Annotated in this window: 22 protein-coding genes; 18 read left to right on the top strand and 4 right to left on the bottom strand. The window is 67.9% G+C overall.

The window, feature by feature from the left end; translation table 11 throughout:
• From miaB to FRZ32_RS04865, 14 genes are all read left to right on the top strand, one after another.
• On the top strand, positions 1–1,308 hold the full coding sequence (gene miaB, locus FRZ32_RS04930) for a tRNA (N6-isopentenyl adenosine(37)-C2)-methylthiotransferase MiaB (protein WP_147042466.1): 1,308 nt from the start codon (positions 1–3) through the stop codon (positions 1,306–1,308).
• A 197-nt stretch (positions 1,309–1,505) separates the two neighbouring features.
• Positions 1,506–2,012: a hypothetical protein gene (locus tag FRZ32_RS04925; RefSeq protein WP_147042465.1), complete on the top strand. Its 507-nt coding sequence runs from the start codon at positions 1,506–1,508 to the stop codon at positions 2,010–2,012.
• Positions 2,013–2,131: 119 nt separating this feature from the next.
• The gene (locus tag FRZ32_RS04920; protein ID WP_147042464.1) at positions 2,132–3,127 is read left to right on the top strand and encodes a PhoH family protein; all 996 of its coding nucleotides are present in this window, start codon (positions 2,132–2,134) and stop codon (positions 3,125–3,127) included.
• Positions 3,124–3,615, top strand: coding sequence for an rRNA maturation RNase YbeY (ybeY, locus tag FRZ32_RS04915; RefSeq protein ID WP_424141281.1), 492 nt, complete (start codon positions 3,124–3,126; stop codon positions 3,613–3,615). The genes FRZ32_RS04920 and ybeY overlap by 4 nt, the downstream gene beginning before the upstream one ends.
• A 5-nt stretch (positions 3,616–3,620) precedes the next feature.
• On the top strand, positions 3,621–4,511 hold the full coding sequence (locus tag FRZ32_RS04910) for a hemolysin family protein (RefSeq protein ID WP_147042463.1): 891 nt from the start codon (positions 3,621–3,623) through the stop codon (positions 4,509–4,511).
• Positions 4,508–5,287 (top strand): enoyl-CoA hydratase-related protein, encoded by a 780-nt coding sequence (locus tag FRZ32_RS04905; RefSeq protein WP_147042462.1) that lies wholly within the window; start codon positions 4,508–4,510, stop codon positions 5,285–5,287. The genes FRZ32_RS04910 and FRZ32_RS04905 overlap by 4 nt, the downstream gene beginning before the upstream one ends.
• A 72-nt stretch (positions 5,288–5,359) precedes the next feature.
• Positions 5,360–6,892: an acyl-CoA carboxylase subunit beta gene (locus FRZ32_RS04900; protein WP_147042461.1), complete on the top strand. Its 1,533-nt coding sequence runs from the start codon at positions 5,360–5,362 to the stop codon at positions 6,890–6,892.
• 38 nt (positions 6,893–6,930) lie between these two features.
• A complete protein-coding gene (gene mce, locus FRZ32_RS04895) occupies positions 6,931–7,350 on the top strand; it encodes a methylmalonyl-CoA epimerase (RefSeq protein ID WP_147042460.1) in 420 nt (139 codons plus the stop codon).
• A 146-nt stretch (positions 7,351–7,496) separates the two neighbouring features.
• Entirely contained in the window at positions 7,497–9,641 is a 2,145-nt protein-coding gene (scpA, locus tag FRZ32_RS04890; protein WP_147042459.1) for a methylmalonyl-CoA mutase, read from the top strand.
• 49 nt (positions 9,642–9,690) lie between these two features.
• Positions 9,691–10,743 carry a biotin synthase BioB gene (gene bioB / locus FRZ32_RS04885; protein WP_147042458.1) on the top strand — a complete coding sequence of 351 codons (1,053 nt, stop codon included), beginning with the start codon at positions 9,691–9,693 and terminating at the stop codon, positions 10,741–10,743.
• Positions 10,740–11,474 (top strand): hypothetical protein, encoded by a 735-nt coding sequence (locus FRZ32_RS04880; RefSeq protein ID WP_147042457.1) that lies wholly within the window; start codon positions 10,740–10,742, stop codon positions 11,472–11,474. Before bioB ends, FRZ32_RS04880 begins: the two co-directional genes overlap by 4 nt.
• 70 nt (positions 11,475–11,544) lie before the next feature.
• Entirely contained in the window at positions 11,545–13,572 is a 2,028-nt protein-coding gene (locus FRZ32_RS04875; protein WP_147042456.1) for an acetyl-CoA carboxylase biotin carboxylase subunit, read from the top strand.
• A gap of 84 nt (positions 13,573–13,656) precedes the next feature.
• Positions 13,657–14,469 carry a MipA/OmpV family protein gene (locus FRZ32_RS04870; protein ID WP_158635836.1) on the top strand — a complete coding sequence of 271 codons (813 nt, stop codon included), beginning with the start codon at positions 13,657–13,659 and terminating at the stop codon, positions 14,467–14,469.
• A gap of 33 nt (positions 14,470–14,502) precedes the next feature.
• Positions 14,503–15,801 carry a M20/M25/M40 family metallo-hydrolase gene (locus FRZ32_RS04865; protein WP_147042454.1) on the top strand — a complete coding sequence of 433 codons (1,299 nt, stop codon included), beginning with the start codon at positions 14,503–14,505 and terminating at the stop codon, positions 15,799–15,801.
• Here FRZ32_RS04865 and ubiG read toward each other — a convergent pair.
• Positions 15,798–16,532 (bottom strand): bifunctional 2-polyprenyl-6-hydroxyphenol methylase/3-demethylubiquinol 3-O-methyltransferase UbiG, encoded by a 735-nt coding sequence (gene ubiG / locus FRZ32_RS04860; RefSeq protein WP_147042453.1) that lies wholly within the window; start codon positions 16,530–16,532, stop codon positions 15,798–15,800. The genes FRZ32_RS04865 and ubiG overlap by 4 nt on opposite strands.
• 53 nt (positions 16,533–16,585) lie before the next feature.
• Here ubiG and FRZ32_RS04855 point away from each other — a divergent pair, with 53 nt between their 5' ends.
• Both FRZ32_RS04855 and FRZ32_RS04850 read left to right on the top strand, forming a co-directional pair.
• Positions 16,586–17,824 carry an aspartate kinase gene (locus tag FRZ32_RS04855; RefSeq protein WP_147042452.1) on the top strand — a complete coding sequence of 413 codons (1,239 nt, stop codon included), beginning with the start codon at positions 16,586–16,588 and terminating at the stop codon, positions 17,822–17,824.
• Positions 17,825–17,859: 35 nt separating this feature from the next.
• Positions 17,860–18,846, top strand: a complete 987-nt coding sequence (locus FRZ32_RS04850; RefSeq protein WP_192901908.1) for an NAD(P)H-dependent flavin oxidoreductase — start codon at positions 17,860–17,862, stop codon at positions 18,844–18,846.
• Between the two features lie 7 nt (positions 18,847–18,853).
• On the opposite strand, the gene FRZ32_RS04845 is transcribed toward FRZ32_RS04850, so the two are convergent.
• Positions 18,854–19,561 carry a surface-adhesin E family protein gene (locus FRZ32_RS04845; RefSeq protein ID WP_147042451.1) on the bottom strand — a complete coding sequence of 236 codons (708 nt, stop codon included), beginning with the start codon at positions 19,559–19,561 and terminating at the stop codon, positions 18,854–18,856.
• Between the two features lie 92 nt (positions 19,562–19,653).
• Positions 19,654–21,234, bottom strand: coding sequence for a PAS domain-containing sensor histidine kinase (locus FRZ32_RS04840; RefSeq protein WP_147042450.1), 1,581 nt, complete (start codon positions 21,232–21,234; stop codon positions 19,654–19,656).
• A 141-nt stretch (positions 21,235–21,375) separates the two neighbouring features.
• On the opposite strand from FRZ32_RS04840, the gene FRZ32_RS04835 reads away from it, so the two are divergent.
• Together FRZ32_RS04835 and FRZ32_RS04830 are read left to right on the top strand one after the other, a co-directional pair.
• Complete coding sequence (locus FRZ32_RS04835) at positions 21,376–21,930, top strand: peroxiredoxin (protein ID WP_147042449.1); 555 nt, start codon at positions 21,376–21,378, stop codon at positions 21,928–21,930.
• 138 nt (positions 21,931–22,068) lie between these two features.
• The gene (locus FRZ32_RS04830; RefSeq protein WP_147042448.1) at positions 22,069–22,329 is read left to right on the top strand and encodes a hypothetical protein; all 261 of its coding nucleotides are present in this window, start codon (positions 22,069–22,071) and stop codon (positions 22,327–22,329) included.
• A 101-nt stretch (positions 22,330–22,430) separates the two neighbouring features.
• Here the strand turns inward: FRZ32_RS04830 and FRZ32_RS04825 are convergent, their stop codons facing one another.
• On the bottom strand, positions 22,431–23,021 hold the full coding sequence (locus FRZ32_RS04825) for an ABC-type transport auxiliary lipoprotein family protein (RefSeq protein WP_147042447.1): 591 nt from the start codon (positions 23,019–23,021) through the stop codon (positions 22,431–22,433).
• Between the last annotated feature and the right edge of the window lie 4 nt (positions 23,022–23,025).

Raw genomic sequence — 23,025 nt, 5'->3', positions numbered from 1 at the left:
ATGACTTCCCCCCGTACCTTCAAGGTCCAGTCCTTCGGCTGCCAGATGAACGTCTATGATGGCGAGCGGATGGGCGAATTGCTCGCCGCCGAAGGCATGCGCGCGGCCGGCGACGGCGAGGCCGCCGATCTCGTCGTCCTCAACACCTGCCATATTCGCGAGAAGGCGACCGAGAAGGTCTATTCGGAAATCGGCCGGTTGAAGCGGCCCGACGGCAGCCGCCCGATGGTCGCCGTCGCCGGCTGCGTCGCCCAGGCCGAGGGCGCGGAGATCGCGCGCCGGGCAAAAGTGGACGTCGTCGTCGGCCCGCAGGCCTATCACAACCTCCCGGCCCTGGTCGCAAAGGCCGCCAGCGGCACGGTCGCGCTCGACACCGACATGCCGGCGGCGTCGAAATTCGGCGCGCTGCCGGCGCGGCGCAAGGTCGCACCCTCGGCCTTCCTCACCGTCCAGGAAGGCTGCGACAAATTCTGCACCTATTGCGTGGTCCCCTATACACGCGGGGCCGAGGTGAGCCGGCCGTTCTCGGCGATTTTCGACGAGGCGAAGGCGCTCGCCGACGCCGGCGCACGCGAACTCACTTTGCTCGGCCAGAACGTCAACGCCTGGGCGGACGAAGGCAGGGGCCTGCACGACCTCATCGAGGCGATTGCGACGATCCCCGCGATCGCCCGCATCCGCTACACCACCAGCCATCCCAACGACATGACCGACGGCCTAATCGCGGTGCATCGCGACGTCGACAAGCTGATGCCCTATCTGCACCTGCCCGTTCAGGCGGGCAGCGACCGCGTGCTGAAGGCGATGAACCGCAGCCACACTGCATCGTCATACCTGCGGATTCTCGAAAAGGTCCGCGCCGCGCGGCCCGATATCGCGCTTTCGGGCGATTTCATCGTCGGCTTTCCCGGCGAGACAGATGCCGAGTTCGAGGAGACGCTGAAGCTGGTCGATGAGGTTCGCTACGCCCAGGCCTTCTCGTTCAAATATTCCCCGCGCCCGGGCACGCCGGCCGCCGACATGGCGGAGCAGATCGCGCCCGCCGTCGCCGACGAACGCCTCCAGCGGCTCCAGGCGCTGCTGAACGCGCACCAGACCGCGTTCAACTGCGCCAGCATCGGCCGGCGCACCGAGGTGCTGGTCGAACGGCAGGGCCGCAAGCCCGGCCAGATGCTCGGCAAGTCTCCGTGGCTGCAATCGGTCCATTTCGAGAGCGCAGCGAAGATCGGCGACATCGTCGAGGTCGAGCTGGTCTCCGCCGGGCCGAACAGTCTCGCCGGGACGGAACTGGTCCGCTCCGCCGCCTGACTGTGGCGCGGCTGTATCGTTCCCTCGCAGCCGCCGCATCCCCCGCAATTGCGCTGGCATCTCGGATCGGCGAGGCCCATTTGGTTCTGTAGAAGACATCATCTGAACATTATGGCTCTACCGCCTTTTTGTTGTTGCCTATTCGGGCATGCATTCATCGACGCACGCCGCAAGCTTGTCGGTATTGTGAAGGTGCCATGAGACAAGAGCAGATCATCGAAATCCGCATCGACAACCAGAAACGGCTTTTGGTGCGACCATCCGAGGCTAAGTTCGACAAAATCTATCGGGCCGCGTTGGGCGTGCAGTGGGACCCGGAAGCGAGAGCTCTCACCAGCCCCGTGCCCCGGGAATGGGGCTATCTGCATTGGTTCCAGCAGATACTTGGAGCTGCTGCCGATGAATATGGTGTCGAGTTGACCTTGGTACCTGACACCTTGTGGACGGAAGTGCCGCTGGGCCTTCGGAGTGAGATCGAGGTTTTTGTAAACAGCGGCTGGTTTTCCAAGTTGATCGATGTTCGGAGGTCGCATGACAAATTGAGTTGGACCGCGCACCGGCTCCAGCACGCAATGTCATTGGCGGCACCGCATTGGGAAAACGGGCGCTATGCGGAGTACGTAAGGTGTTTGGACCAAGTTCGAGATCTTCTCTCTCCAGCCCAGCTAAAGCGTCTCACGATCGCTGAAAAACGATCTCTTTAGGCCACTGTGGCGTGCGCGCATCGCATCTCCGGAACCGCCCGGAGCAGGTGAAAGGCGCTGGCATTTCGGCGCGCGCGGCCCCACCTTGGCGACGTGACTCGCCCACGCGAAAGGACCCAATGAGCCGCAAGCCCGTCGCCCAGCCGGGATCGTCGCGCGCCCGCCTCGAAATCGAGTTCGAGCAGCCGCATCTCCTCGGCCCCCTGTTCGGGGAGTTCGATCGCAACCTTGTCGCCATCGAGGACCGGCTCGGCGTCTATATCGCCGCGCGCGGGGCCAAGGTGCAGATCGAGGGCGAGGCGGAAGATGCGGCGCGCGCCCGCGAGGTGCTGATCGGTCTCTACAACCGGCTCGACGAAGGCCACGACATCGATGCCGAGACGGTCAACGCGATCATCGCCATGTCCGGCCAGCCGACGCTCGACGGGATCGTCGCGCCCGAGGTGATCGAGCCGCCGCGGGTGATGATCCGCACGCGCAAGAAGACGATCGTGCCGCGCTCGCGCACCCAGGCCACCTATATGGAGGCGCTGGCCCGCGACGAGATGATCTTCGCGCTTGGCCCCGCAGGCACCGGCAAGACCTATCTCGCCGTCGCGCAGGCGGTGCAGCAGCTGATCGGCGGCAGCGTCGACCGGCTGATCCTCTCGCGCCCCGCCGTCGAGGCGGGCGAGCGGCTCGGCTTCCTTCCCGGCGACATGAAGGAAAAGGTCGATCCCTATCTGCGGCCGCTCTACGACGCGCTCTACGACATGCTGCCGCTGGAGCAGGTCGAGCGGCGGATCGCATCGGGAGAGATCGAGATCGCGCCGATCGCCTTCATGCGCGGGCGCACGCTTTCCGATGCCTTCATCATCCTCGACGAGGCTCAGAACACGACGCCGCAGCAGATGAAGATGTTCCTGACGCGCTTCGGCATGCGAAGCCGCATGGTGATCTGCGGCGATCCCAACCAGACCGATCTGCCCAATGGCGTGACCTCCGGCCTCGCGGATGCCGTTTCCAAGCTGGAGGGCATCGACAAGATCGCGATGGTTCGCTTCGGCGCCGGCGATGTCGTGCGCCATCCTCTCGTCGGCCGGATCGTCGAGGCCTATGAAGGGCCGGGGTCGTGATCCTCGTCGATGCCGATGTCTCGGACGACTGGGACAGTCGCACCGACTGGTCGGATCTCGCCGATCGCTCGGCCCGCGCAGCACTCGCGGGAAGCCGGTTCGCCGCGACGGTGCCCAGCCACGCCGAGGTCTCCATCAAGTTCACCTCGGACGCCGAGGTGCAGGCACTCAACGCCGAATGGCGCGGCAAGGACAAGCCGACCAACGTCCTTTCCTTCCCGATGGCGGAGCCCGAGGATCTCGCCGCCGCGCCGATGCTCGGCGATATCGTCCTGGCCCGGGGCGTCTGCGAAGCCGAGGCGGCGGACAAGCGGATTGCGGTGGAAAGCCACGCCGCGCATCTGGTGGTGCACGGCATGCTCCATCTGCTAGGATACGACCACGAAACGAGCGAGGCGGACGCGGAGGAGATGGAGGACATCGAACGGCGTGCGCTTGCCACGCTCGGCATCGCCGATCCCTATCAACAGACTGAGGTGCACCCTTAACCCCCATGGAAGAGGACAGTCCCGGCGGCCGGGAAGAAGGACGCACATTCTGGGGAGGGCTGCGCGCCTTCCTGTTCGGTGACGATGGCGAGGCAAGCCTTCGTGACGAGATCGAGGAGGCGCTCGAAAGCCGCGAGGGCGAGGCGCCGCGGGTCGGCGATCTCAGCGCGGCCGAGCGGCAGATGCTCCGCAACATCCTGCATTTCGGGGAAAAGACCGCCGGCGATGTCGCCGTTCCGCGCGGCGACATCATTGCCGTCCCGGCGACGATCGGCTTCGACGACCTTGTCGCGACGCTGAAGGAAGCCGAGCATAGCCGCCTCCCGGTCTATGAGGAGAGCCTCGATCGGGTCGTCGGCATGATCCACATCAAGGACGTGTTCCTCCACCAGGTCTCCGGCAAGCCGGCGCCGGCGGACATACGCAGCCTGATGCGGACGCCGCTCTTCGTGCCCGAATCGATGGGGATGCTCGATCTGCTCGCGCAGATGCGCGCCGGGCGGGTCCACCTCGCCATCGTCGTCGACGAGTTCGGCGGCACCGAAGGACTCATCACCATCGAGGATGTCGTCGAGGAGATCGTCGGCGAGATCGAGGACGAGCATGACGAGGAGCCGCAGGGGCTGCTCATTCCGCTTGAGGACGGCATCTGGGATGCAGATGCGCGCGCCGAGCTTGAGGACGTCGCCGAAGCGGTGGACGAGCGACTGGGCGAGGTCGAGGAGGATGTCGACACGCTTGGCGGCCTGGCCTTCGTGCTGGCCGGCCATATCCCGCAGCCGGGCGAGATGCTCGCGCACCCGAGCGGCTGGCGTCTCGAAGTGACGGAGGGGGACGCCCGCCGGGTGACGCGCCTTCGCCTCCACGCGCCGGCCGAACCGGCGCCGGTCGAATGACGCACCGGCATATCCGCCTGACGAGCGACGAAGCGGGGGTCGCGACCCTCGTGATCGATCGCCCGGAGCGCCTGAACGCGCTCAGCGCCGAGACGCTGGATGAGATGCGCGTCGCGATCGAGGGGCTGCCGCGGACGGGCGCGCGCTGCCTGTTGATGACCGGGGCGGGGCGCGCCTTTTCGAGCGGCGCCGATCTTGTCACCGGCGGCGGCATTCCCGAGGATGCGGGCGAGGCGCTGGAACGTCATTTCAATCCGCTGGTCGAGGCGCTGTTCGCCCTGCCGATGCCGGTGGTCGCGGCGGTCAACGGGCCGTGCGCCGGTGCCGGTTGCTCGATCGCGCTCGCCGCCGACATCGTGATCGCGGCCCGATCGGCCTATTTCCTCCAGGCCTTCGTCAATCTCGGCCTCATTCCCGATGCCGGCGCGACCTGGCTGCTGCCGCGCCTCGTCGGCCGCGCCCGGGCGATAGAGATGATGATGCTCGGCGAGCGGATCCCCGCGGAGCAGGCGGCCGAATGGGGCATGATCGCCCGCGTGGTCGATGATGCCGATCTGATGGCTGAGGCCTCGGCGCTGGCGGCGCGGCTCGCCGCCGGGCCGACCGTGGCCTATGCCATCATTCGCCGGCTCGCGAGGGACGCGGGGCAGGCGTCGCTCAGCGAGGCGCTCGCCGCGGAGCGAATCGGCCAGAGCGAGGCCGGCCGGACAGGCGATTTCAAGGCGGGCGTCGCGGCGTTCATCACCCGGCAGCCGCCGACGTTCGAAGGCCGCTGACCGCCGCTCCCCCGCGATCGCCGCCGGGCTCCAAGATTGCCTCCGCTTAATCTGGCGCATAAGAGCGCGCGCATGGCCACGACGATCGAAGAGCTCGAACAGCGCCGCGAGCAGGCGCGCCTTGGCGGGGGCGCCGCGCGGATCGAGGCGCAGCATGCCAAGGGCCGGCTGACCGCCCGCGAACGCCTCTCCGTGCTGCTCGATGAGGGCAGCTTCGAGGAATATGACATGTTCGTCGAGCATAATTGCTCGGATTTCGGCATGGAGACGCAGAAGGTGCCCGGCGACGGGGTCGTCACCGGATCGGGCACGATCAACGGCCGCCTCGTCTATGTCTTCGCCCAGGATTTCACCGTCTTCGGCGGCTCGCTCTCCGAACGGCACGCGCAGAAGATCTGCAAGATCATGGACATGGCGATGAAGGTCGGCGCGCCCGTGATCGGCCTCAACGATTCGGGCGGCGCGCGCATCCAGGAGGGGGTCGCCAGCCTCGGCGGCTATGCCGAGGTGTTCCAGCGCAACGTGCTCGCCTCCGGCGTGGTGCCGCAGATCAGCCTGATCATGGGCCCCTGCGCCGGCGGCGCGGTCTATTCGCCGGCGATGACCGACTTCATCTTCATGGTGAAGGACTCCTCCTACATGTTCGTCACCGGCCCGGACGTGGTGAAGACCGTCACCAACGAGGTCGTGACTCAGGAGGAACTGGGCGGGGCCATCACCCATACGACCAAGTCCGGCGTCGCCGACGTCGCCTTCGAGAACGACATCGACGCCTTGCTTGCGACCCGCGACTTCTTCGATTTCCTGCCGCTCTCCAACCGCCACGATTTGCCCGAGCGGCCGTCGGAGGATCCGTGGGACCGGCAGGAGGACAGCCTCGACACGCTGATCCCGGACAGCGCCAACAAGCCCTATGACATGCACGAGCTGATCCGGAAGGTCGTCGACGACGGCGACTTCTTCGAGCTCCAGCCCGCCCATGCCGGCAATATCATCACCGGATTCGGCCGGATCGAGGGCCGCACCGTCGGCATCGTCGCAAACCAGCCGATGGTGCTGGCCGGCGTGCTCGACATCAACAGCGCCAAGAAGGCCGGCCGCTTCGTGCGCTTCTGCGACGCCTTCGATATTCCGATCGTCACCTTCGTCGACGTCCACGGCTTCCTCCCCGGCACCGCGCAGGAGCATAACGGCATCATCAAGCACGGCGCGAAGCTGCTCTTCGCTTATGCCGAGGCCACGGTCCCCAAGATCACCGTCATCACCCGCAAGGCCTATGGCGGCGCCTACGACGTGATGGCCTCCAAGCATCTGCGCGGCGACCTCAATTACGCCTGGCCGACCGCCGAGATCGCGGTGATGGGCGCGAAGGGTGCGGTCGAGATCATCTTCCGCAAGGACATCGGCGACCCCGCCAAGATCGCCGAGCGCACCGCCGAATATGAACAGCGCTTCGCCAACCCCTTCGTCGCGGCGAGCAAGGGCTTCATCGACGAAGTGATCATGCCGCACTCCACCCGCCGCCGGATCGCGCTGGGCCTACGCAAGCTCAGGGACAAGCAGCTCGAAAACCCGTGGAAGAAGCATGACAATATCCCGCTATGACCACTCGGGCGCTGCGCTCGCAATGACGGGGTGTTGAGGTGAAGCTGGGAAGGCTAAACCATATCGGTGTCGCCACGCCATCGATCGAGCAATCGATCGCCATCTATCGCGACCTGATGGGCGCGGACGTGATTCGTGCGCCCTTCGACCTGCCCGAGCAGGGGGTGAAGGTCTGCTTCATCGACACGCCGAACAGCCAGATCGAGCTGATCGAGCCGCTCGGGCCGGATTCGCCGATCGTCGGCTTCCTCGCCAAGAACCCGCAGGGCGGGCAGCATCATGTCTGCTTCGAGGTGCCGGACATCGTAGCGGCGCGCGCCTGGTTCGAGGGCAAGGGCGCCCGCATCCTCGGCCCCACCCGGATCGGCGCGCACGGGACGCCGATCTTCTTCCTCCATCCCAAGGATATGGGCGGGGTGCTGACCGAGATCATGGAGACGCCAAAGGATGCGCATTAAAGCTCCCTCTCCCCGGCGGGGAGAGGGGTGGGGTGAGGGGGCTCGGCCTTCCCGGATACGCCCGACCCCCTCACCAACTCCGGCTAGACGGCAAAGCCGCCAAGCCTTCGTATCCTCTCCCCGCCGGGGAGAGGGGGGTGATTGCCATGTCTAACGACAAACCCACCCTTGCCGATTGGGACACCCTTGCCGCCAAGGAGGTGAAGGGCCGCGATCTCACCTGGCACACGCCGGAAGGGATCGACGTGAAGCCGCTCTATACGGCGGAAGATGTGGCCGACATCGATCCCGGCCTCCCCGGCTTCGCGCCGTTCACCCGCGGCGTTCGCGCCTCGATGTATGCCGGGCGGCCGTGGACGATCCGCCAATATGCGGGCTTCTCGACCGCCGAGGAATCCAACGCCTTCTATCGGCGCAACCTCGCCGCCGGGCAGAAGGGGCTTTCGGTCGCCTTCGATCTCGCCACCCATCGCGGCTATGACAGCGATCACCCCCGCGTCGTCGGCGATGTCGGCAAGGCGGGCGTCGCGATCGACACGGTCGAGGACATGAAGATCCTCTTCGACGGCATCCCCCTTGGCGAGATGTCGGTGTCGATGACGATGAACGGCGCGGTCATCCCGATCCTCGCTTTCTTCATCGTCGCCGGCGAGGAGCAGGGCGTTTCTCAGGAGAGGCTGGACGGCACGATCCAGAACGACATCCTGAAGGAGTTCATGGTCCGCAACACCTATATCTATCCGCCCGAGCCGAGCATGCGGATCATCTCGGACATCATCGGCTACACCTCGGCGCACATGCCGAAGTTCAATTCCATCTCCATCTCCGGCTATCACATGCAGGAGGCGGGGGCGACGCAGCTCCAGGAGCTCGCCTTCACCATCGCCGACGGCAGGGAATATGCCCGCGCCGCGATGGCGACCGGCCTCGACATCGACAAGTTCGCCGGCCGGCTCAGCTTCTTCTTCGCGATCGGCATGAACTTCTTCATGGAGGTCGCCAAGCTGCGCGCCGCGCGCAAGCTGTGGCACCGGGTGATGACCGACCTCGGCGCGCGGGATGAGCGCTCGAAGATGCTCCGCACGCATTGCCAGACGTCTGGCGTCTCGCTCACCGAGCAGGATCCGTACAACAACGTCATCCGCACCACGATCGAGGCGATGGCGGCGATGCTCGGCGGCACCCAGTCGCTCCACACCAACAGCCTCGACGAGGCGGTGGCGCTGCCCACCGATTTTTCGGCGCGGATCGCGCGCAACACCCAGATCGTCCTCCAGGAGGAGACCGGGATGACCAGGGTCGTCGATCCCCTCGGCGGCTCCTATTATGTCGAGGCGCTGACCCAGGAGCTCTACGAAAAGGCGTGGGAGATCGTCGAGCGGGTCGAGGCGGATGGCGGCATGGCCAGGGCGGTCGCCCATGGCTGGCCCAAGGCGATGATCGAGGAAGCGAGCGCCGCGCGCGCCGCCCGCGTCGATCGCGGCGAGGACGTGATCGTCGGGGTCAACAAATATCGTCTCGCCGACCAGGCGGAGCTCGACATCCTCGATGTCGACAACCATGCGGTCCGCGACGCCCAGATCGCCCGCATCAACAAGGTGAAGGCGGGCCGCGACGAAGCCGCCTGCCAGGCCGCGCTCGATGCTCTGCGCGAAGGAGCGAGAGGCAAGGCGAACCTGTTGGCGCTCGCCGTCGATGCCGCCCGCAAGCGCGCGACGCTGGGCGAGATCAGCCTCGCGATGGAAGATGTGTTCGGCCGCTTCGGCACCAATCCGACGCCGGTAAAGGGCGTCTATGGAGCCGCTTATGCGGAGGATGCGCGCTGGGACAGATTGGTCGAAGGCGTCGAATCGGTGGCGCGGTCGAAGGGCCGCAAGCCGCGGATGCTCACCGCCAAGATGGGGCAGGACGGGCATGATCGTGGCGCCAACCTGGTCTCCTCCGTCTTCGGCGATCTCGGTTTCGACGTCGTCGCCGGGCCGCTCTTCCAGACGCCGCGAGAAGCGGCCGAGCTGGCGATCAAGTCGGACGTCGACGTGGTCGGGGCCTCCAGCCTTGCCGCCGGGCACAAGACGTTGATCCCCGAGCTGATCGCCCATCTGCGCGACGCGGGGCGCGGGGACATCAAGGTCGTCGCCGGCGGCGTCATCCCCGCGCAGGATTATCAGTTCCTCCGCGATGCCGGCGTCCAGGCGATCTTCGGCCCCGGCACCAACCTGGTCGAGGCGGCGGGCGAGGTGTTGAAATTGCTGGGGCACAACATGCCGCCGGTGGAAGAAGCCGCCGAATAATCCCCCTCCCGCTTGCGGGAGAGGGCAGGGGTGGGCAAGAGGAGCCTCCATGAGCCTTGGACACGTCGACCCCCGGCCCCTCCCGCAGGCGAGAGGGGCGTTGCGCACCGACTGGACCCGCGCCGAGATCGCCGCGCTGTTCGATCGGCCGCTGCTCGACCTGCTCTACGAGGCGCAGCAGGTCCACCGCGCCCATCACGCGCCGAACGAAGTCCAGCTCTCCACCCTGCTCTCGATCAAGACCGGCGGCTGCCCGGAGGATTGCGGCTATTGCGCGCAGTCGGTCCATGCCGAGACCGGGCTCAAGGCGACGAAGCTGATGGACGTGCGCGCCGTTCTCCAGGCCGCCGCACAGGCGCGCGATCACGGCTCGACCCGCTTCTGCATGGGCGCGGCCTGGCGCAATCCCAAGGACCGCGACATGCCGGCCATCGTCGAGATGGTGAAGGGCGTTCGCGCCATGGGCATGGAAACCTGCATGACGCTCGGGATGCTGAGCGAGCGCCAGGCGCAGATGCTCGCCGACGCCGGCCTCGATTATTACAACCACAATATCGATACCTCGCCCGAACGTTATGGCGAGGTGATCTCGACCCGCAGCTTCGAGGACCGGCTGGAGACGCTGGACCATGTCCGCCAGTCGGGCATGAACGTGTGCTGCGGCGGCATCGTCGGCATGGGGGAGACGCGCGAGGACCGAATCGGCTTCATCCATGCTCTGGCGACCTTGCCCGACCATCCTGAAAGCGTCCCGATCAACGCGCTCGTCCCGGTCAAGGGCACGGTGCTCGGCGACATGCTGGCCGATACGCCGCTGGCGAAGATCGACGATATCGAGTTCGTCCGCACCGTCGCGGTCGCGCGCATCGCCATGCCGCAAAGCATGGTCCGCCTCTCGGCGGGCCGCGAGAGCATGAGCGAATCGACCCAGGCGCTGTGCTTCATGGCCGGCGCCAACTCGATCTTCACCGGCGACAAGCTGCTCACCGCGCCCAATGCCGGCGACGATAGCGACGCGGCGATGTTTGCGAAGCTCGGCCTCGCCCCGATGGCCGCGGCCGATCCGGCGCCGCCGGCCGGGCTTCGCCAGGGCGCCGGATGAGGAGGGGCGCGCCTCTCCTGATCCTCGCGGCGATCGCCGCCTCCGGCTGCTCGCGCAGCCATGCGCCGATCGACAACGGCCCGCGCGTCCATCTTTCAACCACCGATCCCGAGCGCAATCTTGCGGCGGTGCTCCGCTTCGTGCGGGCGACCTGCCTTGCCGACGTCGCGACGCCTGCTGAGATCGCCGGCGCGATCGAGGCGCAGCGCTGGCCCGCAGACGAGGTCGCGGCAAGCGCCGGCCAGCCGGTCACGGTGCGCGAGCTTGAACATGGCCGGATCGCTTATTCGGCGCTCCCGATTGAGGTGGCCGGGGGCCGCTTCGGCGATTGCCAGCTCGAGCTCGACGGGACGGTCGCGCCGAGCCTGGATCGGCTCCGCGCGGCGCTTCCGGCCCTCTTGCGCGGGCCGGGATTGCGGACGGTCGAAGGCCGGCCCGGCGAAACCGTGTGGCGCTGGCAGCCGGCGCCGGACCAGGATCGCGAAGTCTCGCTCTCGGCGACGGCGCCCGCCACCGCTGGCGCTCGTCCGGGCATCAAGATCCACGTCAGCAGCAGCGAATATACGCTGCAGTCCCCCCCGCCCACGACGACCGACACGGGGGTGGATCCGGGAGCGAATGTCGTTCGCCCGGCCCCCGTTCCGGCCCCGGATCAGGTGCCGGTGGTCGCGCCGCCGCCGCCACCCGCGCCGGGCAGCAGTCGTTGGGGCAACAGCACCGCGCCGCAATGAGTCGGGCCGCGCGCGCTTGACGTCGCCGGATCGCGCCGCTTGAAGGACCGCGAAGGGAAACCCGTCGCCGATGTTCAAGAAAATCCTGATCGCCAATCGCGGCGAGATCGCCTGCCGCGTCATCCGCACCGCGCGCCGAATGGGGATCGCGACCGTCGCCGTCTATTCGGACGCCGATGCCCGCGCGCCGCACGTGAAGCTGGCGGACGAGGCGGTACGCCTGGGCCCGCCGCCCGCGGGTGAATCCTATCTCAAGGCCGATCTCATCATCGATGCCTGCAAGGCGACGGGCGCCGAGGCGGTCCACCCGGGCTACGGCTTCCTGTCCGAGCGGGAGAGTTTCGCGCGCGCGCTGGCCGAGGCCGGGATCGCCTTCATCGGGCCGCCGCCGAATGCGATCGCCGCGATGGGCGACAAGATCGAATCGAAGAAGCTCGCCAAGGCGGCCGGCGTCAACGTCGTCCCCGGCTATGTCGGCGAGATCGACGACACCGACCATGCCGTCCGGATCGCCGGGGAAATCGGCTATCCGGTGATGATGAAGGCCTCGGCCGGCGGCGGCGGCAAGGGGATGCGCCTCGCCTGGAGCGAGACGGATGTTCGCGAGGGCTTCGAGGCCACCAAGCGCGAGGGCCTCGCCTCCTTCGGCGACGATCGCGTCTTCATCGAGAAGTTCGTCGAGGACCCGCGCCATATCGAGATCCAGGTGCTCGGCGACCAGCACGGCAATATCGTCTATCTGAACGAGCGCGAATGTTCGATCCAGCGCCGCCACCAGAAGGTGATCGAGGAAGCGCCGTCGCCCTTCGTCACGCCCGCGATGCGCAAGAAGATGGGGGAGCAGGCGGTCGCCCTTGCCCGCGCCGTCGGCTATTATAGCGCGGGCACGGTCGAGCTCATCGTCTCCGGCGCCGATCCAACCGGCGAGAGCTTCTATTTCCTCGAGATGAACACCCGTCTCCAGGTCGAGCATCCGGTGACGGAGGAAATTACCGGCCTCGATCTCGTCGAGCAGATGATCCGCGTCGCCTATGGCGAAAAGCTCGGCTTCACGCAGGCCGATATCGGCATCGACGGCTGGTCGGTCGAAACCCGCGTCTATGCCGAGGATCCCTATCGCGGCTTCCTTCCGAGCACCGGCCGGCTCGTACGCTACCAGCCGCCGGCCCGCGCTTCGTCCCGCGGCGAGGGCGGGGTGGTCGTTCGTGTCGACGATGGCGTCGCCGAGGGCGGTGAGGTCTCGATGTTCTACGATCCGATGATCGCCAAGCTCATCACCTGGGCGCCGACCAGGCTCGCCGCGATCGATGCCCAGATCGAGGCGCTCGACGCCTTCCGGATCGAGGGGATCGGCCACAATGTCGATTTCCTCTCCGCGTTGATGCAGCACCCCCGGTTCCGCGAGGGCAACATCACCACAGGCTTCATCGCCGAAGAATATCCTGATGGCTTCCAGGGCGCGCCCGCCGACGATTCGCTGATCGCCGATCTCGCCATCGTCGCGGCGCTCGCGGGCCGTGAGGCCGAGGCGCGGGCCGGGGCGGTCAGCGGCCAGCTTTCGGGCACCGCCGCCGCGACGCCGGCGGGCGAGACGCGCGTCGTCCGGCTCGCCGGCGCCGAGCATCGCGTGCGGATCGCAGCCACCGAAGGCGGCTTGCTCGCCTATCTGGACGACAGCGGCCCGCACGAGCTGATCGGGCGGCTGCCCCCGGGCCAGGGCCTGTTCAAGGGCACGATCGATGGTCGGATGCGCATCGTCCAGGTGGCGCGGCAGGGGCGCCAGTGGCGCCTCACGACGCGCGGGGCGAGCCATGTCGCCGATGTCCTTCCCGTCCATGTCGCCGAACTGTCGCGCTACATGATCGAGAAGGTGCCGCCCGATCTGTCGAAATTCCTGATCTGCCCGATGCCGGGGCTGCTGACCCGGCTCGATGTGAAGGAAGGCGACATGGTCGAGGCCGGGCAGCCGCTCGCGGTGGTCGAGGCGATGAAGATGGAAAACATCCTTCGCGCCGAGAAGGCCGGGACCGTGAAGTCGATCGCCGCCAAGCCCGGCGAAAGCCTTGCCGTCGATGCGGTGATCCTGGAATTCGCGTGAGGGCGGGCGTTGCGTCCAGGCCACGGCGCAGCCACAACTTGACCGCCCCCGCAACGAACCGCGAGGATGGCCGTTGAGCCGACCATGACCAGATATATCCGCCCCAACGGTTTCGCCGCAGCGGCCCTCGCGGCCGCCTTTTTCGGCCTCGCCGCCGCGCCGGTTTCCGCCCAGGACGCCGGCAGCGGCCATATCGTCACCATCGGCGCCGGGCCGCAGGTCTATCCCAAATATCCGGGCGCCGACAGCTACGGCCTCTATCCGATGTTCATCGGCGGCATCCGCCGGCCGGGCCAGCCAATGCCCTTTTCGGCCCCCGATCAGGGGTTCGGCTTCGGCCTGCTCGGCAGCGACAGCCCGATCGACATCGGCCCCGTCGTGAGTTTCCAGTCCAAGCGTGAGGAGCAGGATGTCGGCGCGCCGGTGGGCGATGTCGGCTTCACCGCCGAGGTCGGCGGCTTCGCGCAGGTGTGGATCGGACCCAATGTCCGCATCCGCGGCGATCTGAGGCGTGGGATCGGCGGGCACAAGGGTCTGATCGGCGATATCGGCGCCGATCTCGTGCTTCGCGATCGGGATCGCTACATCTTCTCGATCGGGCCGCGCGTGCGGCTGTCGAACGGGCGCTATCAGGACGCCTATTTCCGGGTCACCCCCGCGGCGGCGCTGGCGAGCGGACTTCCAGCCTATGATCCGCCGGGCGGCGGCGCCCATGCCATCGGCGTCCAGTCGGGCCTCACCTGGCGGACCGGCCGCAATTGGGGCCTTTACGGCTATGCCGGCTATGATCGGTTGATCGGCGATGCGGCGCGCTCGCCCATCGTGCGCGATCTCGGCTCGCGCGATCAGTTCTCCGGCGGCATCGGCCTGTTCTACGAGTTCCACGTCGGGCTTTGACCCGGGCGGGAGTGAGCCTTTAGGGTGGCGGGCATGAAGATGCTCGCCGCCCTCGCCTTTCTCGCCGCGGCCGCGCCGGCGACCGCACAGCTCAGCCCCCAGGAACGGCGCATCGCAGCCGCCGTGACGCAGGACGCGGACCGCAACGTCGCCCTGCTCGAGCGGCTGGTGAACCGCAACAGCGGCACGCTGAACCTCGATGGCGTCCGCGCGGTCGGCGAGATGGTCCGCGCCGAGCTGGAGCCGCTCGGCTTCGAGGTCCGCTGGGTCGATATGAGCGCCACGGGACGCGCCGGTCATCTCGTCGCCACCCACCGGGGCAACGGCCGCGGCAAGCGCATCCTCCTCATCGGCCATCTCGACACGGTGTTCGAGCCCTCCTCGCCGTTCCAGCGATTCACCCGCGACGGCGATCGCGCCACCGGCCCCGGCGTCGGCGATTGCAAGGGCGGCGATGTCGTCGCGATCGCGGCGCTTCGGGCGATGCAGCAGGCCGGCACGCTCGACGATGCGGACATCATGGTCGTGATGACCGGCGACGAGGAACGGCCCGGCGCGCCGATCGCGACCGCGCGCCGCGACCTGATCGAGGCCGGCCGATGGGCCGATGTCGCGCTCGAGTTCGAGAATCTCGCGCGCGAGGACGGCCGCGATTACGGCACCGTCGCGCGGCGCAGCTCGACGAGCTGGACGCTGACCGCCCACGGCCGCACCGGCCACAGCTCGGGCGTGTGCGGCCCCGGCCTTGGCTGCGGCGCGATCTACGAGATCGCCCGGATCCTCGACAGTTTCCGCCGCGAGCTGCCGGAGCCCAATCTTACCTACAATGTCGGCGTCATTGCCGGTGGCACGCCGGCCTCGATCGACGATGCCGGGTTCGCGGTCACCGCGTCGGGCAAGACCAATATCGTCGCCGAGACTGCGATTGCCCGCGGCGACATCCGCACCCTCTCGGCCGGGCAGGAAGCCCGCGTGCGCGCCCATATGCAGGCGATCGTCGCGCGACATCTGCCGCTGACCGATGCCGAGCTGGTCTTCGCCGGGGACGGCTATCCCCCCATGGCGCCGACCGCCGGCAACCGCGCGCTTCTCGCACGGCTGAACGCCGTCAACCGCGATCTCGGTCTTCCCGAGATGCCCGAATATGATCCCGCCAGGCGCGGCGCCGCGGATTCGAGCTTCGTCGCCGCCGACGCCGACACCCTCGCCGGCATGGGCGCGGCCGGCGGCGCAAGCCACGCCGAGGGCGAGTGGATCGCCCTCTCCAGCCTGCCCCGGCAGGCGACGCGCGCGGCGATCCTGATGACGCGGCTGAGCCGCGAGGCGCGCTAGGCCCGCTTCGCCGCGATCAGGTAGTTGAGCGACGTATCGACGCTCAGCTGGAATCCCCGTGTCGGGGACCAGCCGAGGCCGGTCACATCCGTCACGTCCAGGCCCAGGGCGGCAAGCCGGGCGGTCAGCTCATCGGGGGTCAAGAACCTGGTCCAGTCGTGCGTGCCCTTCGGGATCTGCCCGGTGCCTTCGCCGATCGTGATCAGCGCGAGCTTCGACAAGGTCGTGCGGTTCGGGGTGGAAAGGATCAGCAGGCCGCCCGGCGCCAGCGCGCCGGCAAGGCCCGCCAGGAAAGCGTCGACGTCCGCCACATGCTCAACCACCTCAAGGCAGGTGACGAGGTCGTAGGGGCCATCCAGCGCCTCGATCCCGCCGGCGCGATAATCGATCGCGAGGCCCTGTCCCGCCGCATGGGCCTTCGCCGCGGCGACATTCTCCGCGGCCGCGTCGATCCCGGTGACCTCGGCCCCAAGCCGTGCCAGCGGCTCCGCGACCAAGCCGGCGCCGCAGCCGACATCCGCCGCGCGCTTGCCGGCGAGCGGCCTCAGGCCATGCTCGTCGCCGCCCCAATGCTGGTCGATCCGCGCGCGGATATAGGACAGCCGCGCCGGGCCGAGCTTGTGGAGCATCGCCGACGACCCCCTGGGGTCCCACCATTCCGCGGCGAGCGCGCCGAAATGCGCGGCTTCCCGTGGATCGACGGTGACGCTTGCCTCGCTTGCATGAGCCATGGCCGCTCCCTATCAGGGCCGCCACTTCTTTCCCACGTCTTTCGGCAGCGCGCATGGCCCGCATCGTTATGAAATTCGGCGGCACCTCGATGGCCGGCATCGAGCGGATCCGCCATGTCGCCGGCCTTGTGAAGCGCGAGGCGGAGCGCGGGAACCAGGTCGCGGTCGTCGTCTCGGCGATGGCGGGGGAGACCGACCGGCTGATCCAGTTCTGCCGCGAGGCCGCCTCGCTCTACGATCCGCGCGAATATGACGTGGTGGTGGCGAGCGGGGAGCAGGTCACGTCGGGCCTGCTCGCGATCACGCTGCAAGGCATGGGAACCAATGCCCGTTCCTACATGGGCTGGCAGCTCCCGATCCGCGCCTCCGGCCACGCCGCCGCCCTGATCGAGGGAATCGATGCCGCGGTGCTGGAGGGCGTGTTCGCGCAGGGCGGCATCGCGGTCATCCCCGGATTCCAGGGCGTCACCGCCGACGGCGACGTCGCGACCCTGGGGCGTGGCGGCTCGGACACGTCGGCGGTCGCGCTCGCCGCCGCGATGAAGGCCGATCGCTGCGACATCTACACCGATGTCGACGGCGTCTACACCACCGATCCGCGCATCGTGCCGCGCGCGCGCAAGCTTTCCACCGTCACCTATGAGGAGATGCTGGAGCTCGCCAGTGTCGGCGCCAAGGTGCTCCAGACCCGCTCTGTCGGCCTCGCCATGCGCACCAACATGCCTCTCCAGGTCCTCTCTTCCTTCGAGGACCGGCCCGGGACGATGATCGTCGGGGACGAGGCGCTTGAGGACAATGATATGGAACGCAACGTCATCACCGGCATCGCCTATGACAAGAACGAGGCGCGCGTCACCCTGACCGGCATCCCCGATCGCCCCGGCGTCGTCGCCGCGGTCTTCGGGCCGCTCGCCGAGGCGAACATCAATGTCGACATGATCGTCCAGAATATCCCGCGCCCCGGCGAGGCGAGCGACCTCACCTTCACCGTGCCGACCGCCTCGCTCGCCCATGCCGCCGCCGAGCTGGAACAGATTAGGGGAGAGATCGGCTTCACCGAAATCCTCACCGACACCAATGTCGTGAAGGTGAGCGCGGTCGGCGTCGGCATGCGCTCCAATGCCGGCATCGCCGCGACCATGTTCAGGACGCTCGCCGATCGCGGCATCAACATCGTCGCGATCACGACCTCGGAGATCAAGGTGAGCGTGCTGATTCCCGAGGAATATACCGAGCTTGCGGTGCGCGTCCTCCACACCGCCTACGGCCTCGATGCGGAGGACGCCGCGTGAGCGAGCGGATCGGCCACGATCGCCTCGCTCGCCTGATGGCGCGCGGCGCCGGATTTCTCGGTTGCGAGACCGCGATCCTCGGCGGCGCGATGAGCTGGATTTCGGAGCGCCATCTGGTCTCCGCGCTCTCCAATGCAGGGGCGTTCGGGGTGATCGCCTGCGGTGCGATGACGCCGGACCTGCTCGATGCCGAGATCGCGGGGACGAAGGCGCTGACGGACCGTCCCTTCGGCGTCAACCTCATCACCATGCATCCGCAGCTCAGCGAGCTGATCGACGTGTGCGCGAAGCATGGGGTCTCCCACGTCGTGCTCGCCGGCGGCCTGCCGCCGCCGGGCGCGATCGAGCGGATCAAGGGCAATGGCGCCAGGCTGATCTGCTTCGCCCCGGCGCTGGCGCTGGCGAAGAAGCTGATCCGCTCCGGCGTCGATGCGCTGGTGATCGAAGGCATGGAGGCCGGCGGCCATATCGGCCCGGTCTCGACCTCGGTGCTCGCGCAGGAAATCCTGCCGCCGCTCGCCCACGAGGTGCCGATCTTCGTCGCCGGCGGCATCGGCCATGGCGGCGCGATCGCCGGCTATCTCGAAATGGGGGCGGCGGGCGTGCAGCTCGGCACCCGCTTCGTCTGCGCGCACGAATGCATCGCCCATCCGAATTTCAAGAAGGCGTTCATCCGCGCCTCGGCCCGCGATGCCGTGACGAGCGTGCAGATCGACCCGCGCCTGCCGGTGATCCCGGTCCGCGCGCTCAAGAATCGCGAGATGGAGAGCTTTGCCGCCAAGCAGCGCGAGGTCGCGCAGCTTCTCGACGAGGAGAAGGTCGAGATGGCCGAGGCGCAGCTCCAGATCGAGCATTATTGGGCCGGCGCGCTGCGCCGCGCGGTGATCGACGGCGATGTCGAGACCGGATCGGTGATGGCCGGCCAGTCGGTCGGGATGGTGAAGGAAGAAGCGAGCGTCGCTGACATCCTGGGCCAGCTCACCGACGAGGCCGCCCACGCGCTGGAGCGGCGCTCAGCCTAGCCTTCGCCTAGGTGCACATCGACAGCCAGGCGATCTGCATCACCGTCCCGTTCTCCACCGGCAGCGGATTGTCGGGATAGGTCCGCGTCTCGACGACGCGGCCCTGGGCGTCCAGCCGCCGCCGCTCGGTCGCGTTGATCGTGTGCGCCTGGCAATCGATCACGAGGTGGAAGATGTCGGGGCTCGGATCGGCGCCCGGATCCGTCATCCGGAACCAGGCGGTGCCGGTCGTCCCCGATCGCTCGATCGATGCGGCATCGACCGCGATCGATTGGCCCGAATCGGCGCGGCCGAGGTTGAGCCAGGCGGGCTCGGGCTCGGCCGGGGAGGGCGGCGCGAGCGCGACGATCGGCGGCGGCGCGACCGCCGCGGAGACCCCGCAGGCCTGGTTGGCGTCGTCCACAGCGGCGCGGATCGCGGCGGCCGGCATCGTCGCGGCGACCCAGCGGAAATCGCGCGGCGTCAGGCGCGCCGGATCGTAATAGCCCTGCCGCACCGCGCCGGCGGCGGTGGCGAGATCGCGCAGGCGATGGACGCTGAGGCTCGCGCCAAGCCGCGCGGCGACGCATCCCACCTGATTGTCGTCATAGCCGAAGCGTGCCAACTCGGGCGCGACGATGGACGGGCGAGGATGCACGAAATCGACGGCATGGCCGTCGCAGCCGGCGATCAGGCCGAGCGAGAGGGCCAAGGCGGATCGAAGCGCGCGTTTCATCCGCGATGCCGTTATCAGCGGCCGCAATCGATTGCACCCCCGCGGCGGCGAAACGCGGGCGCACGGGGACGCGGCGCAGGACGCGCGCGGGGCTAGGCGGAGCGGCGGGATCGGCCGGCGATCATCGCGACGAGCGAGTCCACCGAATAGGGCTTGCGGAGCAGTTCGAAGCCGTGGCTGCCCTCCTCGGCAAGGACGTGGCTGTAGCCGCTGGTGAGCACGACCCTGAGCGCCGGCCAGCGGCGACGCACCTCCTGGGCAAGGAGGACGCCATTGTCGCCCGGCATCACCACGTCGGAAAAGACCAGGTCGAACGCGCCCTCGTCGGCATCGAGCGCGGCAAGCGCCTCGACCGCGTTGTGCGCCCACACGACGTCCTGGCCAAGCTCGCCAAGCAGGCCGCTGGCGAAGGTGCCCACCTCCTCATTGTCTTCGACGAGCAGGATTCGCTGCCGGGCGATCGGCGTGGCGGCTCGATCGGCCTCCTCGTCGCTCCCGGCGTCCGGGCCTGCTTCCTCCCCGACGAGGGGGAGATAGAGGGTGAACCGCGCGCCCTCGCCGAGGCTGCTCTGGACGGTCACCTCGCCTTCCGATGTCTTGACGAAGCCATAGACCTGGCTGAGCCCCAGCCCGGTGCCCTTGCCGATGGCCTTGGTCGTGAAGAATGGCTCGAACATCCGTGCCTGGGTCTCGTCGTCGATTCCGATTCCATTGTCCTCGACGGCGACCGCCACGAACGGCCCCTCGCGGACCTGGCCGGCGGCGGTCGGCGCCCCTTCGACGCGGCGCGCCGAAATCCTCAGTTGACCCCCGCTCGGCATCGCGTCGCGCGCGTTGATCGCCATGTTGAGGATCGCGGTTTCGAACTGCGTCGGATCGGAAAAGACAGTGCCCGAATCCTCGGCCAGGTCGAGGATCAGCCGGATCGGCGAGCCGAGTGTCGTCGCGAGGATCTGCCGCATCCGCTCGACCCGGGGCGCGATCGCGAACCGCTCATTGTGCAGCGGCTGGCGCCTGGCGAAGACGAGGAGCTGCCCGGTGAGCAGCGACGCCCGGTCGGCGGTGTCCGAAATCGCCGACAGATAGCGCTCGCGCTTCTCGGCGGCGAGGCCGGGCCGTCGCAACATGTCCACCGATGCGCGGATCACGGTCAGCAGATTGTTGAAATCATGGGCGACGCCGCCGGTCAGCCGGCCGACCGCCTCCATCTTCTGCGCCTGCGCGAGCGCCTCGCGCGCCCGCTCCAGCTCCTGCTGCGCGTCGCGGCGTTCGGTGATGTCCCGGGTGATCTTGGCGAACCCGATCACCGTCCCGTCATCGTCGCGGATCGGATCGATGACGACGCTGGCCCAGAAACGGCTGCCATCCTTGCGGCAGCGCCAGACTTCCTTTTCGAACTTGCCTTCGTTGCCCGCGGTCGCGAGCGCCCGCGCGGGCTCGCCGTTCGCGCGATCCTCTTCGGTGTAGAAGCGGGAGAAATGCTGGCCGATGATCTCGCCGGCCTTATAGCCCTTGATCCGCTCGGCCCCCGGGTTCCAGCTGGCGACATAGCCGTCGGCGTCGAGCATGAAGATCGCATAATCGTGGACGCTCTGCACGAGCGCGCGGAATTGTTCGCCTTCGTCGAACGCCCTTGCGTCGCCGATATCGGTTTCCGGCTCTCCATTGGTCATATAGATTTTCAACTGCCGGACGCACCCTCTCCCAGACAATAACATGGGTTGGATGCGTAATGTTCCACCGGACTGGCAGGATTCCACATACGACGCTAGTGCGGGCCTTGTTCCAGGCCATTTCAGCCGAGGAGTCTCCAGATGCGAATGATCCGCTATCTTGCCGTCGTCGCCGCGCTCGCGATGGCGCCCAGCGCCGCCGTCCCGGCGCTCCAGACCGGGGTGCGCGCGCCCGATTTCACCACCACCGGCGCACTTGCGGGTCGCCCGTTCCGACTGCACCTGGCCGAGCAGCTCCGCCATGGGCCGGTCGTCCTCTATTTCTTCCCGCGGGCCTTCACCACGGGATGCACGCTGGAAGCCCATGCCTTTTCGGAAGCCGCCGCGCAGTTCCGCGCCGCCGGCGCGCGGGTGATCGGCATGTCGGCGGATGGGCAGGAGGCGCTGACCCGCTTCTCGGTCGAGGCTTGCCGCAACGCCTTTCCGGTCGCCACCGCCACGGCGGACACGATCCGCGCCTATGACGTGTCTCTCACGCCCGGACGGCAGGACATGACCAGCCGGACCTCCTATGTGATCGCCCCCGATGGGCGGATCATCTATTCCTTCTCCGACATGGACTGGCAGCACCATGTCACCAACACGCTGAACGCGGTGCGCGAGTGGCATGCCGCCCAACGCCGACATCGCGGATAGGGTCGCGGCGCGCTTTCAGGGAACCGAAGCGGCGGCTCAGCGATTGAACCGCCGGACGGCTGACTGTCACGCAGCTTCCGAGGCGCCTGGGCATCGGCTCGGGCGCCTCTTCGCGATGCAATTGCAAAGGGGAATGAAATGAGGATTGTGACCCTGGGGGCGATCGCCGCCGGCCTGATCGGGCTTGCGGCCTGTCACAACAACACGCCGCAGGAGAATGCGGCCGACAATCTCGAGCAGGCGGCGGACAATCAGGCCGACGTGCTCGACGACATGGCGAGCAACAGCAGCAACGACATGGTGGCGGACAATCTCTCCAACACCGCCGACGCCGTCCGCGACGCCGGTGCCAATGCCGCCGATGCGGTCGAGAATCTGCCCGACGCCAACGGCATGTAAATCCGCGTCCGGGGAGGGGCGGGGGTAGCGCCTGCGCCTCCCCGGTCGGTTTTCCGACAATTGTCTTGTCGCGCGCCGCGCCCGGAGCCGGCGCGCCGGCTTCAGCCGCCGATCCAGGCGGCCACCGCCACCGCAACCTGATTGGCTGCTTCGTTGAGCGCGGCGCCGACCGTCGTCGCGTCGTTTCCGGCCACCGGCACGCGGGCGGCGAAACGGTTGGTGACGACGCCGGCGTCCGGCCGGGTCAGCGCACCTTCATATTCCACCACCGCCTCATGCGCGTCCGGATCGAGCCCGAATCGAAGCAGCCGGCCGTTCAACACCGCACTGCGCGCCTGCGTGTAGAGCGCCGGATCGACGACTGCGCGATGCGTGCGCGCGGCGATCGTTTCAGACAGGAGGTTCCGGAACAGATCGGTCGGCGATTCGACCCATTGCGCGCCGCGAAGATACTGGATCGTCGTCGCATCGACATAGACCGGCACCCGGCTCGCGGTGATCGCGCGCGGCGCATCAGGGGTGGCGACGGTGATCGCCTCGCCCTCCGTCACCGTGCGCGGTTCGGCCGCCGCCGGGGCCTGTGCGGCGGTGAGCGTCATCAGCGCCGCCGGCGGGCGGCCGCCGCCGAAACATCCCGCCAAAGCCAGGCTTGCCAGCGCCGCGGCCGCGAACGGCGTCAACTTCTTGCCCATTGCC

It is taken from the genome of Sphingosinicella ginsenosidimutans (assembly GCF_007995055.1).
GTDB lineage: Bacteria > Pseudomonadota > Alphaproteobacteria > Sphingomonadales > Sphingomonadaceae > Allosphingosinicella > Allosphingosinicella ginsenosidimutans.
This window is presented reverse-complemented; position numbering and strand designations above follow the sequence as displayed.